At 49.8% G+C, this 14500-nt stretch carries 14 protein-coding genes; 10 read left to right on the top strand and 4 right to left on the bottom strand.

What is annotated here, in order from left to right:
• The first annotated feature begins 36 nt into the window (after window positions 1–36).
• Both ahpC and ahpF read left to right on the top strand, forming a co-directional pair.
• Window positions 37–600, top strand: a complete 564-nt coding sequence (ahpC, locus tag HMPREF0201_RS15120; protein ID WP_008460202.1) for an alkyl hydroperoxide reductase subunit C — start codon at window positions 37–39, stop codon at window positions 598–600.
• 80 nt (window positions 601–680) lie between these two features.
• Window positions 681–2249 carry an alkyl hydroperoxide reductase subunit F gene (ahpF, locus tag HMPREF0201_RS15125; protein WP_016537608.1) on the top strand — a complete coding sequence of 523 codons (1569 nt, stop codon included), beginning with the start codon at window positions 681–683 and terminating at the stop codon, window positions 2247–2249.
• A gap of 81 nt (window positions 2250–2330) precedes the next feature.
• On the opposite strand, the gene cysS is transcribed toward ahpF, so the two are convergent.
• Entirely contained in the window at window positions 2331–3716 is a 1386-nt protein-coding gene (gene cysS / locus HMPREF0201_RS15130; protein WP_016537609.1) for a cysteine--tRNA ligase, read from the bottom strand.
• 174 nt (window positions 3717–3890) lie between these two features.
• Here cysS and ppiB point away from each other — a divergent pair, with 174 nt between their 5' ends.
• The 5 genes from ppiB to mnmH all read left to right on the top strand — a co-directional run bounded on the left by ppiB (window position 3891) and on the right by mnmH (window position 8047).
• On the top strand, window positions 3891–4385 hold the full coding sequence (gene ppiB / locus HMPREF0201_RS15135) for a peptidylprolyl isomerase B (protein ID WP_016537610.1): 495 nt from the start codon (window positions 3891–3893) through the stop codon (window positions 4383–4385).
• Entirely contained in the window at window positions 4385–5107 is a 723-nt protein-coding gene (gene lpxH, locus HMPREF0201_RS15140; protein ID WP_016537611.1) for a UDP-2,3-diacylglucosamine diphosphatase, read from the top strand. The genes ppiB and lpxH overlap by 1 nt, the downstream gene beginning before the upstream one ends.
• A 138-nt stretch (window positions 5108–5245) precedes the next feature.
• Window positions 5246–5755 carry a 5-(carboxyamino)imidazole ribonucleotide mutase gene (gene purE, locus HMPREF0201_RS15145; RefSeq protein ID WP_016537612.1) on the top strand — a complete coding sequence of 170 codons (510 nt, stop codon included), beginning with the start codon at window positions 5246–5248 and terminating at the stop codon, window positions 5753–5755.
• Window positions 5752–6822 carry a 5-(carboxyamino)imidazole ribonucleotide synthase gene (gene purK, locus HMPREF0201_RS15150; RefSeq protein WP_016537613.1) on the top strand — a complete coding sequence of 357 codons (1071 nt, stop codon included), beginning with the start codon at window positions 5752–5754 and terminating at the stop codon, window positions 6820–6822. Before purE ends, purK begins: the two co-directional genes overlap by 4 nt.
• Window positions 6823–6949: 127 nt before the next feature.
• Window positions 6950–8047, top strand: coding sequence for a tRNA 2-selenouridine(34) synthase MnmH (gene mnmH, locus HMPREF0201_RS15155; RefSeq protein WP_016537614.1), 1098 nt, complete (start codon window positions 6950–6952; stop codon window positions 8045–8047).
• Here the strand turns inward: mnmH and HMPREF0201_RS15160 are convergent.
• Complete coding sequence (locus HMPREF0201_RS15160) at window positions 8037–9245, bottom strand: MFS transporter (RefSeq protein WP_016537615.1); 1209 nt, start codon at window positions 9243–9245, stop codon at window positions 8037–8039. The genes mnmH and HMPREF0201_RS15160 overlap by 11 nt on opposite strands.
• 328 nt (window positions 9246–9573) lie before the next feature.
• Between HMPREF0201_RS15160 and HMPREF0201_RS15165 the strand changes: the two genes are divergently transcribed.
• The 3 genes from HMPREF0201_RS15165 to HMPREF0201_RS15175 all read left to right on the top strand — a co-directional run bounded on the left by HMPREF0201_RS15165 (window position 9574) and on the right by HMPREF0201_RS15175 (window position 12990).
• Window positions 9574–10458, top strand: a complete 885-nt coding sequence (locus HMPREF0201_RS15165) for an ion channel (protein WP_016537616.1) — start codon at window positions 9574–9576, stop codon at window positions 10456–10458.
• Complete coding sequence (locus tag HMPREF0201_RS15170) at window positions 10458–11285, top strand: hypothetical protein (RefSeq protein WP_016537617.1); 828 nt, start codon at window positions 10458–10460, stop codon at window positions 11283–11285. Before HMPREF0201_RS15165 ends, HMPREF0201_RS15170 begins: the two co-directional genes overlap by 1 nt.
• A gap of 328 nt (window positions 11286–11613) precedes the next feature.
• The gene (locus HMPREF0201_RS15175; protein ID WP_016537618.1) at window positions 11614–12990 is read left to right on the top strand and encodes a putative phage abortive infection protein; all 1377 of its coding nucleotides are present in this window, start codon (window positions 11614–11616) and stop codon (window positions 12988–12990) included.
• Between the two features lie 161 nt (window positions 12991–13151).
• Here HMPREF0201_RS15175 and HMPREF0201_RS15180 read toward each other — a convergent pair whose 3' ends face one another.
• Together HMPREF0201_RS15180 and HMPREF0201_RS15185 are read right to left on the bottom strand one after the other, a co-directional pair.
• Window positions 13152–13457, bottom strand: a complete 306-nt coding sequence (locus HMPREF0201_RS15180) for a hypothetical protein (protein ID WP_016537619.1) — start codon at window positions 13455–13457, stop codon at window positions 13152–13154.
• A 298-nt stretch (window positions 13458–13755) separates the two neighbouring features.
• The gene (locus HMPREF0201_RS15185; protein ID WP_016537620.1) at window positions 13756–14289 is read right to left on the bottom strand and encodes a hypothetical protein; all 534 of its coding nucleotides are present in this window, start codon (window positions 14287–14289) and stop codon (window positions 13756–13758) included.
• Window positions 14290–14500: the final 211 nt, after the last annotated feature.

Consider the following 14500-nt stretch of genomic DNA (forward strand, 5'->3'; position numbering starts at 1 on the left):
TTACCTTAGCCCCATCGCAAAACGGAGGAAGTTCAGATGTCTTTAATCAATACTAAAATTAAACCTTTCAAAAACCAGGCTTTTAAAAACGGCGAATTCGTAGAAGTCACGGAAAAAGACACCGAAGGACGCTGGAGCGTGTTCTTCTTCTACCCGGCTGATTTTACCTTTGTATGCCCTACCGAACTGGGCGACGTGGCTGACCATTACGAAGAACTGCAGAAACTGGGCGTGGACGTTTATTCCGTCTCTACCGACACCCATTTCACCCACAAAGCGTGGCACGGCAGCTCTGAAACCATCGCTAAAATCAAATACGCGATGATCGGCGACCCAACCGGCGCGCTGACCCGTAACTTCGAAAACATGCGTGAAGACGAAGGTCTGGCAGACCGCGCAACCTTCGTTGTTGACCCACAGGGCATCATCCAGGCTATCGAAGTGACCGCAGAAGGCATCGGCCGTGACGCTTCTGACCTGCTGCGTAAAGTGAAAGCCGCTCAGTATGTTGCTTCTCACCCAGGTGAAGTTTGCCCGGCTAAATGGAAAGAAGGCGAAGCGACTCTGGCTCCATCTCTGGACCTGGTCGGCAAAATCTAAGTTTTACCCGCGTTACCCTCTTTTATTTTACGGCTACTCCTTTTGGTAGCCGTTTTTTCTCGCCACCAGGGAGACTTATCATGCTCGACACAAATATGAAAACCCAACTCAAAGCCTACCTTGAGAAACTAACTAAGCCTGTTGAGTTGATTGCCACGCTGGACGACGGCGCAAAATCTTCAGAAATAAAAGAGCTGCTGGCAGAGATAGCTGACTTATCTGACAAAGTTACTTTCACCATTAATAACGACCTGCCGGTGCGCAAACCGTCATTTTTGATTACCAACCCAGGCTCGAATCAGGGTCCGCGCTTTGCCGGTTCCCCACTGGGTCACGAATTTACCTCTCTGGTGCTGGCGCTGCTCCAGACCGGCGGTCACCCGTCCAAAGAGTCTCAGGATCTGCTGGCGCAAATCCGCGAGATAGACGGTGACTTCCACTTTGAAACCTATTATTCCCTCTCCTGCCACAACTGCCCGGACGTTGTGCAGGCGCTGAACCTGATGAGCGTGCTCAACCCGCGCATCAGCCATACTGCGATTGACGGCGGCGTTTACCAGAATGAGATTCAGGAACGCAACGTGATGGGCGTTCCGGCGGTATTCCTTAACGGCAAAGAGTTCGGCCAGGGCCGCATGACGCTTGCCGAAATCGTCGGCAAAATTGACACCGGCGCGGAAAAACGCGCGGCAGAAGCGCTAAATAAACGTGATGCTTACGACGTGCTGATTGTCGGCAGCGGCCCTGCGGGTGCGGCGGCGGCGGTGTATGCGGCACGTAAAGGCATTCGTACCGGCCTGATGGGCGAACGTTTCGGCGGCCAGGTACTGGATACCGTTGATATCGAAAACTACATTTCGGTGCCGAAAACCGAAGGCCAGAAGCTGGCCGGGGCGCTCAAAGTCCACGTCGATGATTACGACGTGGACGTTATTGATACCCAAAGCGCCAGCAAGCTTATCCCGGCAAAAGCGGAAGGCGGACTGCACCAGATTGAAACGGCTTCCGGCGCAACCCTGAAGGCCCGCAGCATTATCATCGCGACCGGCGCGAAGTGGCGCAATATGAACGTGCCTGGCGAAGATCAGTACCGCACCAGGGGCGTGACCTACTGCCCGCACTGCGACGGCCCGCTGTTTAAAGGCAAGCGCGTAGCGGTTATCGGCGGCGGTAACTCCGGCGTGGAAGCGGCTATCGACCTGGCAGGCATCGTCGAACACGTCACCCTGCTGGAATTTGCCCCGGAAATGAAAGCTGACCAGGTTCTGCAAAATAAAGTTCGCAGCCTCAAGAACGTAGATATCATTCTGAATGCGCAAACCCTGGAAGTGAAAGGCGACGGCAGCAAAGTGACAGGTCTGCAATATAAAGACCGCGTAACCGAAAGCGTCCACGACGTTGTCCTGTCCGGCATTTTCGTGCAAATCGGCCTGCTGCCGAACACTACCTGGCTGGAAGGCAGCGTGGAGCGCAACCGCATGGGTGAAATTATCATCGACGCGAAATGCGAAACCACCGTGAAGGGCGTATTCGCCGCGGGCGACTGCACCACCGTGCCTTATAAGCAAATAATCATCGCCACCGGCGAAGGCGCTAAAGCCTCCCTGAGCGCGTTTGATTACCTGATTCGCACCTCAGCGCCAGAATAAAGCACCTGCAAATAAGGCCGCGCCACAGCGGCCAGGCATAAAAAAAGCGGCTCATTGAGCCGCTTTTTCACATTTGAAAACTTACTTACGACGCCACGTTGTCCCACCCGCGCCGTCTTCCAGCACGATGCCCATCTCATTCAGACGGTCACGCGCCTGGTCCGCCAGCGCCCAGTCCTTAGACTTACGTGCATCATTACGCTGTTTGATAAGCGCTTCGATTTCCGCCACTTCGCCATCGTCCGCCTGAGCGCCACCTTGCAGGAACTGCTCCGGATCCTGCTCCAGCAGTCCCAGAATGGCAGACAGCTTGCGCAGCGCCGCTGCCAGGCCGTTAGCCGCATGAATGTCTTCGGTTTTCAGGCGGTTCACTTCACGCGCCATATCAAACAGCACGGAATAGGCTTCCGGGGTGTTGAAGTCATCATTCATCGCCTCACGGAAGCGGGCTTCAAAGGCTTCCCCCCCTGCCGGCGCAACGCTGCTGTCGGTGCCGCGCAGCGAGGTATACAGGCGCTCCAGGGCGCTGCGAGCCTGTTTCAGGTTCTCTTCGCTGTAGTTAAGCTGGCTGCGGTAGTGGCCGGACATCAGGAAATAACGCACGGTTTCGGCGTCATAATATTTCAGCACGTCGCGCACAGTGAAGAAGTTGCCCAACGATTTGGACATTTTCTCGCGGTCGACCATCACCATCCCGGAGTGCATCCAGGTGTTGACGTACTCGCCGTCATGGGCACAGGTAGACTGCGCGATTTCGTTTTCGTGATGCGGGAACATCAGGTCGGAACCGCCGCCGTGGATATCAAAATGGTTGCCCAGCTCTTTGCAGTTCATTGCCGAACATTCGATATGCCAGCCCGGGCGACCTTCGCCCCACGGAGAAGTCCAGCTCGGCTCGCCCGGCTTGGACATTTTCCACAGCACGAAGTCCATCGGGTTGCGCTTCACGTCAACCACGTCAACGCGCGCGCCGGCCTGGAGCTGATCCAGGTCCTGGCGAGACAGCAAACCGTAATTCGGGTCAGTCACCACAGAGAACATCACGTCGCCGTTCTCAGCCACATAGGCGTGATCGCGCGCCAGAAGCTGTTCAACAATTTCGATGATTTCCGGAATATGCTGGGTGGCTCGCGGCTCGCTGTTCGGGCGGGATATGTTCAATGCATCAAAGTCTTTGTGCATTTCAACCACCATGCGGTCAACCAGGGCGACAAAATCTTCGCCGTTTTCCTGCGCGCGCTTGATGATTTTATCGTCGATGTCGGTGATGTTACGCACGTAGTTCAGCTCATAGCCGAGAGAACGCAGGTAGCGGGCAACCACGTCAAACGCGACAAAAGTACGGCCATGGCCGATATGACACAAATCGTAAACGGTGATACCACACACGTACATGCCTACCTTTCCGGCATGAATAGGTTTGAATTCCTCTTTTTGGCGAGTCAGGGTATTAAATATTTTTAACATCAGGGGATTCCATGTAAGCGTGTGGAAGAATACTCCGGTTATCTTACCCGATAATTTTCCCCGGCGGCAGTCTGCTTTGCATTACTGACTATGATGTAGCGTTATGCTATAACAGCGTGCTGGTACGGCAGCACCGTTTGCCGTCGTACTCTCTGACACTCATAGGATGCAAGCATGGTTACTTTTCACACTAATCACGGCGATATCGTCATCAAAACTTTTGATGATAAAGCGCCGATTACCGTTAAAAACTTCCTGGATTACTGCCGCGAAGGCTTCTACAACAACACCATTTTCCACCGTGTGATCAACGGCTTTATGATCCAGGGCGGCGGTTTCGAACCGGGTATGAAGCAGAAAGCGACCAAAGACACTATTCAGAACGAAGCGAATAACGGCCTGAAAAACACCCGCGGTACGCTGGCGATGGCTCGTACCCAGGCTCCGCACTCTGCAACCGCACAGTTCTTCATTAACGTTGCCGACAACGACTTCCTGAACTTCAGCGGCGAAAGCATGCAGGGTTGGGGCTACTGCGTATTCGCAGAAGTGGTTGAAGGAATGGACGTTGTTGAGAAAATCAAAGGCGTTTCCACCGGCCGCAGCGGTATGCACCAGGATGTACCGAAAGAAGACGTTATTATCGAAAGCGTAACCGTAGCCGAATAATGTCGACGCTGTTTATTGCAGATTTACACCTCTGCTCAGAAGAACCGGCGATTACCGCCGGTTTTCTGCGTTTTTTAGCCGGTGAAGCGCGTAAAGCCGACTCGCTCTACATCCTGGGCGACCTGTTCGAAGCCTGGATTGGCGATGACGACCCGGAACCGCTGCACGGGCAAATCGCCGCCGCCATTAAAGCGCTGGTTGATTCAGGCGTGCCCTGCTACTTCATTCACGGCAATCGTGACTTCCTGGTCGGCAAGCGCTTTGCCAAAGCCAGCGCCATGACCCTGCTGCCGGAAGAAAAGCTGCTCGATCTTTATGGCCGTAAAGTGCTAATCATGCACGGCGACACGCTCTGTACCGACGATGAAGGCTACCAGGCATTTCGTCGTAAAGTGCATCAACCCTGGCTGCAAACGCTGTTTCTGGCGCTGCCGTTGTTTATCCGCAAACGCATTGCCTCACGCATGCGCGCGGGCAGCAAAGCGGCCAACAGCAGCAAGTCGATGGATATCATGGACGTTAATCCGCAGGCGGTTATCGATACCCTCACCCGGCAACAGGTGCAGTGGCTGATTCACGGCCATACCCACCGCCCCGCCATTCACGAGCTGAGCGCCAACGGGAAACCCGCGTTTCGCTGCGTATTAGGCGCGTGGCACGAGGAAGGTTCGATGGTGAAAGTCACGCCGGAAAACGTCGAGCTGATTCGCTTCCCGTTCTGATCCTGAAACCGTTTTTTTGCCGCATTGTTAACCACGCAACCGTTTTCCTTGCCTCAGGATCGTGCTATTCTCTCAGCCCTTCTGACCGAGCGCACGACGCTCGACGATGTCTGCACACCCACAGGAGTTTTGAGACGCATGTCTTCTGAGCACACCCCGGCGCGTATCGCCATTGTTATGGGTTCCAAAAGTGACTGGGCCACCATGCAGTTCGCCGCTGAAATCCTTACCGCCCTGAATGTCCCTCACCATGTCGAAGTCGTCTCCGCACACCGCACGCCGGATAAACTGTTCAGCTTTGCCGAGCAGGCCGAAGCCAATGGCTACCAGGTGATCATTGCCGGGGCCGGTGGTGCAGCGCATCTGCCGGGCATGCTGGCCGCGAAAACTCTGGTGCCAGTACTGGGTGTGCCGGTACAAAGCGCCGCATTGAGCGGCGTGGACAGCCTTTACTCTATCGTCCAGATGCCGCGCGGTATTCCGGTTGGCACTCTGGCGATTGGCAAAGCGGGAGCCGCTAACGCCGCCCTGCTGGCCGCCCAGATCCTTGCCTTACACGATGCCGAACTGAGCCAGCGCCTGGCCATATGGCGCCAGAGCCAGACCGACGAAGTGCTGGATAACCCGGACCCACGGGGTGAGGCATGAAGCAGGTTTGCGTATTAGGCAACGGCCAGCTGGGCCGTATGCTACGCCAGGCAGGTGAACCGCTGGGCATCGCCGTTTACCCCGTAGGGCTGGACGCCGAACCGGAAGCCGTTCCCTTTGCTCAGAGCGTTATTACCGCAGAAATTGAACGCTGGCCGGAGACCGCGCTAACCCGCGAACTCGCTCGCCATAATGCCTTCGTGAACCGCGATGTCTTCCCGATAATCGCCGACCGCCTGACGCAGAAACAGCTGTTCGACAAGCTCGGGCTGGCAACAGCGCCGTGGCAGCTACTTTCAGGTAGCGACGAGTGGAACGACGTATTCGGTAAGCTTGGTTCACTCGCCATTGTAAAACGCCGCGTCGGCGGTTATGACGGCCGCGGCCAGTGGCGCTTACGTGCCGATGAAACCGACCAGTTGCCGGAAGAGTGCTACGGGGAATGCATCGTCGAGCAGGGCATCAACTTCTCCGGCGAAGTTTCTCTGGTTGGCGCGCGCGGGCACGACGGCAACACGGTGTTCTATCCGCTGACCCATAACCTGCACCAGGACGGCATTCTGCGCACCAGCGTTGCTTTCCCTCATGCTAACGCGGAGCAGCAGCGCCAGGCAGAAACCATGCTTAGCGCCATCATGCACGAGCTGAAATACGTTGGCGTGATGGCGATGGAATGCTTTATTACTCCGTCCGGCCTGCTGATTAACGAACTTGCCCCGCGCGTACATAACAGCGGCCACTGGACGCAAAACGGCGCATCCATCAGCCAGTTTGAGTTGCATCTGCGCGCCATTGTTGATTTGCCGCTGCCGCAGCCGGTGGTCAATGCGCCTTCGGTGATGGTTAACCTGATTGGCACCGACCTGAATTATGACTGGCTGAAGCTGCCGCTGGTGCACCTGCACTGGTACGACAAAGAAGTGCGCCCCGGCCGTAAAGTGGGCCACCTCAACCTGAACGACAGCGACACCGACCGCCTGAGCGCCTCGCTCGAAGCGATAGTGCCGCTTCTGCCGCCTGAGTACGCCAGCGGAATTGCCTGGGCTCAGAGCAAGCTGGTGAAGTAAAACCGCACCTCTTCTGACCCTCTAATTTCTGTGGAGGGTCAGACCAATTTCCGACCCTGCCCTTTCCTTTGCCCGACCAGAAGCGCACAATCCCCAACGTTTCGCCGCTTCAGACTAAGGTTATGCCATGGAAAAACGCCCCAACGCGCAGGACTACGACCGCCTGCTGCTCAACGACATCCCGCTTATCGACGTGCGCGCCCCGGTAGAATTCGCTCAGGGAGCCATGCCCGCTGCGCATAATTTACCGCTGATGCTGGACGATGAACGTGCCCAGGTCGGGACATGCTATAAGCAGCAGGGCCAGCAGGCCGCTGTCGAACTGGGGCACCGGCTGGTCAGCGGGGAGTTAAAAGCCAGCCGAATCGCACGCTGGCTGGAAAGCTGCCGCCAGCAACCGGAAGGTTATTTGTGCTGCGCCCGTGGCGGAATGCGCAGCCATATCGTGCAGCAGTGGCTGCGGGAAAATGGCCTGGAGTATCCGCTGGTCACCGGTGGCTACAAAGCCCTGCGCCAGCATGCTATGCAAGTAACAGAAACCCGTTCTCAATGGCCGATGATTATCGTCAGCGGCAACACCGGCTGCGGCAAAACCATCCTTATCCGCTCGCAGCCAACGGGCGTTGACCTTGAAGGCCTGGCGCACCATCGCGGCTCGTCGTTTGGCCGCACGATTGTGGCGCAGCCTTCTCAGGCCAGCTTCGAAAACAACCTCGCCGTCACCCTGCTCAAAATCAGCCCTGTCGAGCCCACAACGCTGGTTGTGGAAGATGAAGGCCGGATGATTGGTTCCCGTCATATCCCCGAAGCCTTCAGAGATCAGATGCTGCGCTCGTCGATTGTGGCCATCGACGATCCGTTTGAACTGCGGCTGGAGCGCCTCAAAAACGAATACTTCCGGCAGATGATCGAGGCGTTTTTATCCGTCAGCGATGAAGAAAGCGCGTGGCGCAATTACGCCGAGTACCTGCACCACGGCTTGTTTGCCATCCGCCGCCGTCTGGGCATGGAGCGCTTCCAGCAGTTCACCGCCAGGCTAGACGAAGCGCTGCTCACCCAGCGGAAAACGGGTTCCTGCGAAGGCCACCTCGCCTGGCTGTCGCCGCTGCTGAAAGAGTATTACGACCCGATGTACCGCTATCAGCTCAGCCAGAAAGCCGACCAGATCGTCTTCCGTGGGGATTACCAGCAGGTTGAATCCTGGCTGCGCAGCATTAACGATTAGCCGGTTTATCCCCTGCCGTGAGCGCAAGCCCTAACCCGGTCACCGCCAGCCCGACCAGAGGAATGCCAACCGCCCACGGCAGCGTAAACGAAAGCGCGAACAGTGCCGTGCCGGTAGCTGGCCCCACCGATCCCTGTAGATCGCTGACTACCGAAAGCGCCGCCATGTAGGTCGCTCGTAACCGCGCCGGGGCTAACTTATTCACCGCCGTCGGGATCAGCGGGCCGGTCATCATCTGGGACAGCGAATAGAGGCAGACCGCCATCACCAGCGTCACGACGTGAGGATAAGCCAGCAGCAAAACAAAGGCGGTGATAAGCGAGGAGCCTGCGCTGAGGGTGATAAATAACGGCGAGCGTCGGGCAAACAGCTTCGTTAAGGCGAGTTGGCCAAGCGTGTTAATCCCCGCGCCAAACGCGAACAGATAGCCGATACTGGCGGCACTCATTCCCATCTGATTGCTGGCATACAGCGGCATGACGGCCTCCACCCAGCTCCCGGCCACGCCCAGCAGCAGCACCCACATTAGCAGCACGGCCAGGCGGCTATCCCGGAACGCGGGCAGCAGCGCGCTAAACCCTTCTTCATCATCATCCTCATCGCCCTCATCAGCGGCTAACGAACGTGTTTCCGACAGGCAAATCGCCAGCATCAGACCGCCCGCAACCATCACCGAACCTCCGGCCAGAAAAACGTAACCCAGCCCCTCTTGCACCAGCACCGTACCCAGCAGCGGCCCGGCTATAGCGCCCGCGCCTGAGCACACTCGCATCACGCTAAACTGGCGGCGATGCTCCGCAGCTGGCGTGGCGTCCGCCACAACGGTGTAAATGGTCGGATGCAGCACCGACTCAAACAGGCCGATGACGATTAACACTGCTGCGGCGGCAAAGACGCCGTGGGCAAAGAACAGCGCGATAAAGCCCGCCCCGACGCCGGTCGCCGAAATAATCAAAACGGGCCTTCTGCCCACGCGATCGGCAATGCCGCCGATAAACGGCGCGGCCAGCAGCTCACCCCCGGCATAACAGCCGAAAAGCAGGCCAATAAACTCCACCGGAATAGCGGCAGACTGCTGCGCCCACAGCGGGAAAAAGGGAACAATCGCCCCGTCGACCAGGCCGACAATGAAATAGAGGATAAAGCCCAGAACGTGGGGCTTGCGGTACGAAATAAGGGGGGATGTAAAAAGTGCCATGATATTACCCAAGTACAATTACCCCGAATGCTGGGGAGAATATGTACGTTGGATAACGTTAACGTTTACGACTTACTGGAAGCTGCAAGGATATTAGCTAATCGTTGGGGAAAGGGCAACTGTGAGATTTGGGGGCTGGTGGCGGATGGGTGATTGGGGGTAGTTTTTTCTGTCTGCTTAGTGCCAGTAGCGGAAGTAACTCAAACATATGTTTCTGCAAGTGGCTATCTGTTAACATAATTTTGTATGATATTATCTATACAATGAACCTGTCGAATAAAACCTATTGCATAAAAATTACACTAACACACTGATTGTAAATGAATATATGGAAAAAACACATTTAATCTTGAGCGCTATTAAGGAAATGTTAATTCGAGTGTGGCATTGGAAACGACGCGACAATGTTTCGTTGCCTAAAATAAATGAACACATCTCAAATAAACTTAATATAAACAAACTTGACTCTAATGAGATAGAGTTATCACAGATTGATTTTCCTGATACAATCACAAACGAAAAAGAACGAAGGGTCAAGAATATAACTTTCAATAAATGCATCTTTTCTCAATCAAGAATTAATGGCTATACATTTATAGGATGCTCTTTTATAAGTTGTTCATTTAATGGGAGTGAAGTTTCTGACTGTGAATTCCATAAATGCTCCTTCTCAGAGTGTAGCTTTTATAAAACAAAATTCATAACAACTTATATCGATCCGATTTCTTTCAAATTTTCATGGATGTGGCACTGGCATTGGGCAAATGTTAATGCTTGGCTTTTCCAATCTCTTTATAAAAACTCAAAGGATATGCATCAAGAAAAATTTGCAATGCAAGCTGATAGAAAATTTCAATTTTATAGGCGATATGAATTTTTACGCGGGCAAAAACGACAATTAAAGAAGTTTTTTACAAGTCTTTTGTATGACTACATACTAGGTTATGGTTACGGAATTAAAAATGCATTAATTATAACTTTAATGATGATCAGTAGCTTTGCATACATCATCGATGGACATCTTAAAACACATGAGAAAAGTTTCTTTAAGGCCCTGTATTTTTCGGTTGTTTCATTTACAACTGTTGGATATGGTGATGTTGGGCCTGAATTCGAAACCATACCTATGGTAATTACAATAATTTTCCTCCTTATCTCAATGATATGGTTTGCTGTTGTTACGGCAATAATTGTCAAAAGGATTGTAAGATAATGTCTTATTTAATCCTTGAGTGTGGCTCTGCTGCCCGTGGTGATACAAATATTCATAGTGACAGGGATTTGGTATGCATTTGGTCAGGAAGCCCACCAGATTATTCGATTTTAAAGGAAGTGCATGGTGAGATAATGTACTACTCTTTAGATACCATAAAAAAGATGAGTAAGAAAGGCTCACTTTTTCTAACACATCTGGATATTGATTCAAAATATTTAGATGGCGACCAAAAAATTTTTAGTTCTTTTAGAGGATATCGTCCAAAAAAAGAAAAAATTGAAGAGTCCCTCATAAATACCGCTAATGTCATTAAGGAGATAGTTTGGTACCCGGATACATTAGTTGGTAAATTGTGGTTGTATGATGTTCTTTATGTTTCTCTTAGAAACTTCATTTACTGTAAAAATGCGTTAAGTGATATTTATTCATTTGGTTACGAGGATGCCATTGAAAAATTACACATAACACAAAATGATAGTGATAAAATGTTATTGCTCCGTGAGGGTAAATATTCGTATAGGCGTAATGATATAAAAAACATAGAGAATATAAGCATCAAGGACATTGAAAATGTATGCCAGTCAATACTAGGCAAAACAGTAAAATTCCTCAATGGAGGAAATACAAACTGGGAACAAATGTACAGAAAAGACTATTGGGCTGAGAGGTTTATTGAAAGAGCTATACTTAATGGTGAATACAACGATAGCAGCTTTCTAGATAAAATTAGATTTCATAACTATAATAAACACTGCATCAAATCTGATGTGGCCAGAATAATAGACGTTAAAACCAATAGACATGTAATAAAGGTAAATGCATAGTGATATCTTTTCAAAAAAAGAATCATTAGAAGAGTTGGTGAGTCTTCGTTGCTACTAATGGAAAATCTTTACAGGGCAGTTCAGAGAAAACGTCTGCTCCTTGCTCACAGCGGACCATCAATTCAGTTAGCTTGTCAGCTGTGTGCCAAAAGTAGACATTGCAAACGTTATAACATGCTGGTAGTTCTTTATGAAAGTTTTAATGATATAGTTCAAATCATCAGTAGTTAAAGTAATAATAGATTGCAGCAATCAAATATTGATTTTTAATCTTTTTTTGTCATCAGCAAAAATGATTCATAGCGTAATAATATAGTATGGGAATCAAATGAAAATAAATGGAAAGTTTAAGTTTCATATTTTGTGTGGGGTTTTGTTGGTTTCTTACCCTGTATATATTTACCATGGTGTTATTTGGAAGTTCATGGATAAAATCGGAGCGCTGGCTACAGGGCTTGCTCTTTTCGCAGCTATGTATCAAGGTTATGTTGCCTGGAAAGCCGCAAACCTTACAAGAGAAGCAAACTCACAAAACTTGTTTCAACAGAAATTTAATCTCGTTTTAGAGCAACATAATGATTCTTTGGCTAGGGTCAGAGATTGGTTGAAATCTAATAATTATTCAGACAAAATAATTACTACAGAGTGGCTTATCAGTGAGATAAGAGGTCATGAGCAACTAAGTCCATACATGCGAATTCTGTATCACACGCTTAAAAGTATTAAAGAAGAATTACCGGTAACTGATGAATTCGACGAAAAAGAAGTGATTAAAACTCAAAAAAGATATACATCTCTCGTTAGATCTTTTATCCCAAACGATATTTTATTTCTTGTGGCCTGCAATGCATCTGTTATTGATAGAAAAATATTTGAAATAAATGATAGTGAAAGTTACTCGTATTATAACTTAATGCTCAAGAATTTTGATTTTTTTGAACATTTGAAAACCCAAGCTGATAAAAAAATTAGTTTAGAAGATTTAACTAAAGAGGTTGCTTACAATACATACGAAAGCTGTTATCTTTATTATTTTAGGCGTGATTTCATGGAGGGTGTAGATAGCGAGAATAACCCTCATATAATTAAGCTAAAAGAATTTTTATTGAACCCCGATTTTTTCATATGTTTAGAATACAATTTAAAGAACAAGGCGATTGATACAAGTAGTTTCCCAGATGAATCATTGAGCGTAAATGAAATGCTTATCCTTTCTCTAAATGAACACATTAGAAAACTTAATGAAGAAGATCTGAATTCTTATATTTCCTTTAAAACAAATGAGTTCTACAGAGAAAGGGTTGAGCAAATCGTTCAGAGAGAAAATAATATTTACACCAATGTATCATATTTATCTTCATCGTCAATAAAAGGATTGTACTACGATGCGAAACTCATTGAGTATTTCACTTCTTTCATGCGTTACGATATATCAATGAAAGACCTTTTGATTTTCCGAGATGATTTCCATTCAACATTAAAATCTTTTATCTTGAACACCTCTTCGCTTCATAAAAACCAGGATTGGTATCAATATAGCGTTGACGCGAGCTACATAGGAATTATCAAAAAAATATCGCCTCTTATAGATGAATTAATCGCATTTAGAAATAGTATTAATTATACTAAGTTACCATCGGAAGTTTTAAAAAATAAAAAAGAAGAACTACAACGGTATATCGCGAGTCTTTCTAATCAGCTCTGACGGTCTTTAAATATTTGTGGCCTGTTCCCCATTGACTGCTACGTCCTGAGGTCAGGTGACGCTTCCATCTATTGCACACAAACACTTGTGAATGTCCATTCTTCGCTAAAAGCTGCCTGTCGATATCTGGTACACAGTTCATTACAGGCGGCTTTGTGCCATTATCTGACGTTGTATTTTTTTATGCTAATACCATTGATATTGTATATACCTGTTCGCTTAATCCGCTTGCCCTTTTTGTCCGTAATAGTGGCTGTAAGCGTGCTGCAGCGAATGGAATGATGTTCATCAATCACCAAACGAATTGCTTCTGAAGAATCCTCCACCTCTACGAGATCATCAGTCTTATCCAGGCCGAATGGTACAAGGTGGAATGCGGTTTTTCCCGATGATTTTCTGGTTACCTTTACAGGGTAAAGCACATCACCACTTTTATGGATCAATTCAAGGCGTTCAGTGTAAATCATGGCAATTCTCCTTAGTTTGTCTGCATGAATGTACAAACTGAAGATAGGAGATACAACAAAAAAGACAGGTAAAGATAAAATAGCCTAACTCGCCCCATAATTTATTGAATTAAATATCTTTTTTTGCAAGGTGCAGGTAAAAACTGAAATATTGATTAACCTTAGAGCCAGTTAAAGTGATCTTCTCCCTATAACTCAAGACACTCTGATTTAAATATGAATTCCGAACTTCCGCTCTTCGCTCAAAACAGCCCTCCCCCCACCAGGGGGAAGGCGATTTTCACAATACAACTTTAAATCAATGAACCAAATTCAAAACCCCGCCCGGAATCATCTCCAAACCACCATCCAACGAACGAACAAACCTCGGGGCTTTTAAATCCTCGGCCAGCACGGTGAGTAGCTCATACAGCAGCCCGGTCATTTGTTGCCTTTGCTCGGGGGATTCTTGCTGATTCAGCAGGACGATGGTTAATGCCGTGCAGTATTCGCGGAGCGGTTCGGAGTCAGTGGCTAGTGGGTTGTAGCAGATGCGGGCCTCGCTCTCTTTGAGCGTCAGCTTCTCTATCAGGTGGTCCGGCAGCGGGGCTTTGAGCGTGCTTTTTAAGACTTCCAGCCCGGCGAGCAGGCGGCCGCAGAGCGCCATGCGTTCCGTTTGATTTTTGTTTTCAAGCAAATGCTCTGCGTACTGCTCGCAAATATCGAGCACCTGGAAGAGATCCATCGCTGCGCCCTGCGGCTTTTCTAGCAGGGTTGCGATATCGCCCGCAAATGCCGGGTCGTGTGGGGTGATTTCAGGGCGAGCCTGTGTGTTACTATCAGCGTTAGCCATAGCTGTTACTCCGTATAACGGTTGTGGTCAGCCCCCGTCTGGTGTTCCACCACCATTCGGGGGCGCTTCTTTTTCCGGCTTTGACCGGGTTTATCTCTTGCTCATCCCTCCGATCATACTGGATGGTTGCACAGTAACCCAGATGAAAAACCAGGCAGATTGGCAAACTTCGAGGCGGCTCGCAGGAATGATGAAACGCTTTGGGGAATTG

This window comes from Cedecea davisae DSM 4568, from assembly GCF_000412335.2.
GTDB classification, from domain to species: domain Bacteria; phylum Pseudomonadota; class Gammaproteobacteria; order Enterobacterales; family Enterobacteriaceae; genus Cedecea; species Cedecea davisae.

Coding starts and splice junctions, on each gene's coding strand:
- ahpC (WP_008460202.1), top strand. CDS start 37: ATGTCTTTAATCAATACTAAAATTAAACCTTTCAAAAACCAGGCTTTT.
- ahpF (WP_016537608.1), top strand. CDS start 681: ATGCTCGACACAAATATGAAAACCCAACTCAAAGCCTACCTTGAGAAA.
- cysS (WP_016537609.1), bottom strand. CDS start 3,716: ATGTTAAAAATATTTAATACCCTGACTCGCCAAAAAGAGGAATTCAAA.
- ppiB (WP_016537610.1), top strand. CDS start 3,891: ATGGTTACTTTTCACACTAATCACGGCGATATCGTCATCAAAACTTTT.
- lpxH (WP_016537611.1), top strand. CDS start 4,385: ATGTCGACGCTGTTTATTGCAGATTTACACCTCTGCTCAGAAGAACCG.
- purE (WP_016537612.1), top strand. CDS start 5,246: ATGTCTTCTGAGCACACCCCGGCGCGTATCGCCATTGTTATGGGTTCC.
- purK (WP_016537613.1), top strand. CDS start 5,752: ATGAAGCAGGTTTGCGTATTAGGCAACGGCCAGCTGGGCCGTATGCTA.
- mnmH (WP_016537614.1), top strand. CDS start 6,950: ATGGAAAAACGCCCCAACGCGCAGGACTACGACCGCCTGCTGCTCAAC.
- HMPREF0201_RS15160 (WP_016537615.1), bottom strand. CDS start 9,245: ATGGCACTTTTTACATCCCCCCTTATTTCGTACCGCAAGCCCCACGTT.
- HMPREF0201_RS15165 (WP_016537616.1), top strand. CDS start 9,574: ATGGAAAAAACACATTTAATCTTGAGCGCTATTAAGGAAATGTTAATT.
- HMPREF0201_RS15170 (WP_016537617.1), top strand. CDS start 10,458: ATGTCTTATTTAATCCTTGAGTGTGGCTCTGCTGCCCGTGGTGATACA.
- HMPREF0201_RS15175 (WP_016537618.1), top strand. CDS start 11,614: ATGAAAATAAATGGAAAGTTTAAGTTTCATATTTTGTGTGGGGTTTTG.
- HMPREF0201_RS15180 (WP_016537619.1), bottom strand. CDS start 13,457: ATGATTTACACTGAACGCCTTGAATTGATCCATAAAAGTGGTGATGTG.
- HMPREF0201_RS15185 (WP_016537620.1), bottom strand. CDS start 14,289: ATGGCTAACGCTGATAGTAACACACAGGCTCGCCCTGAAATCACCCCA.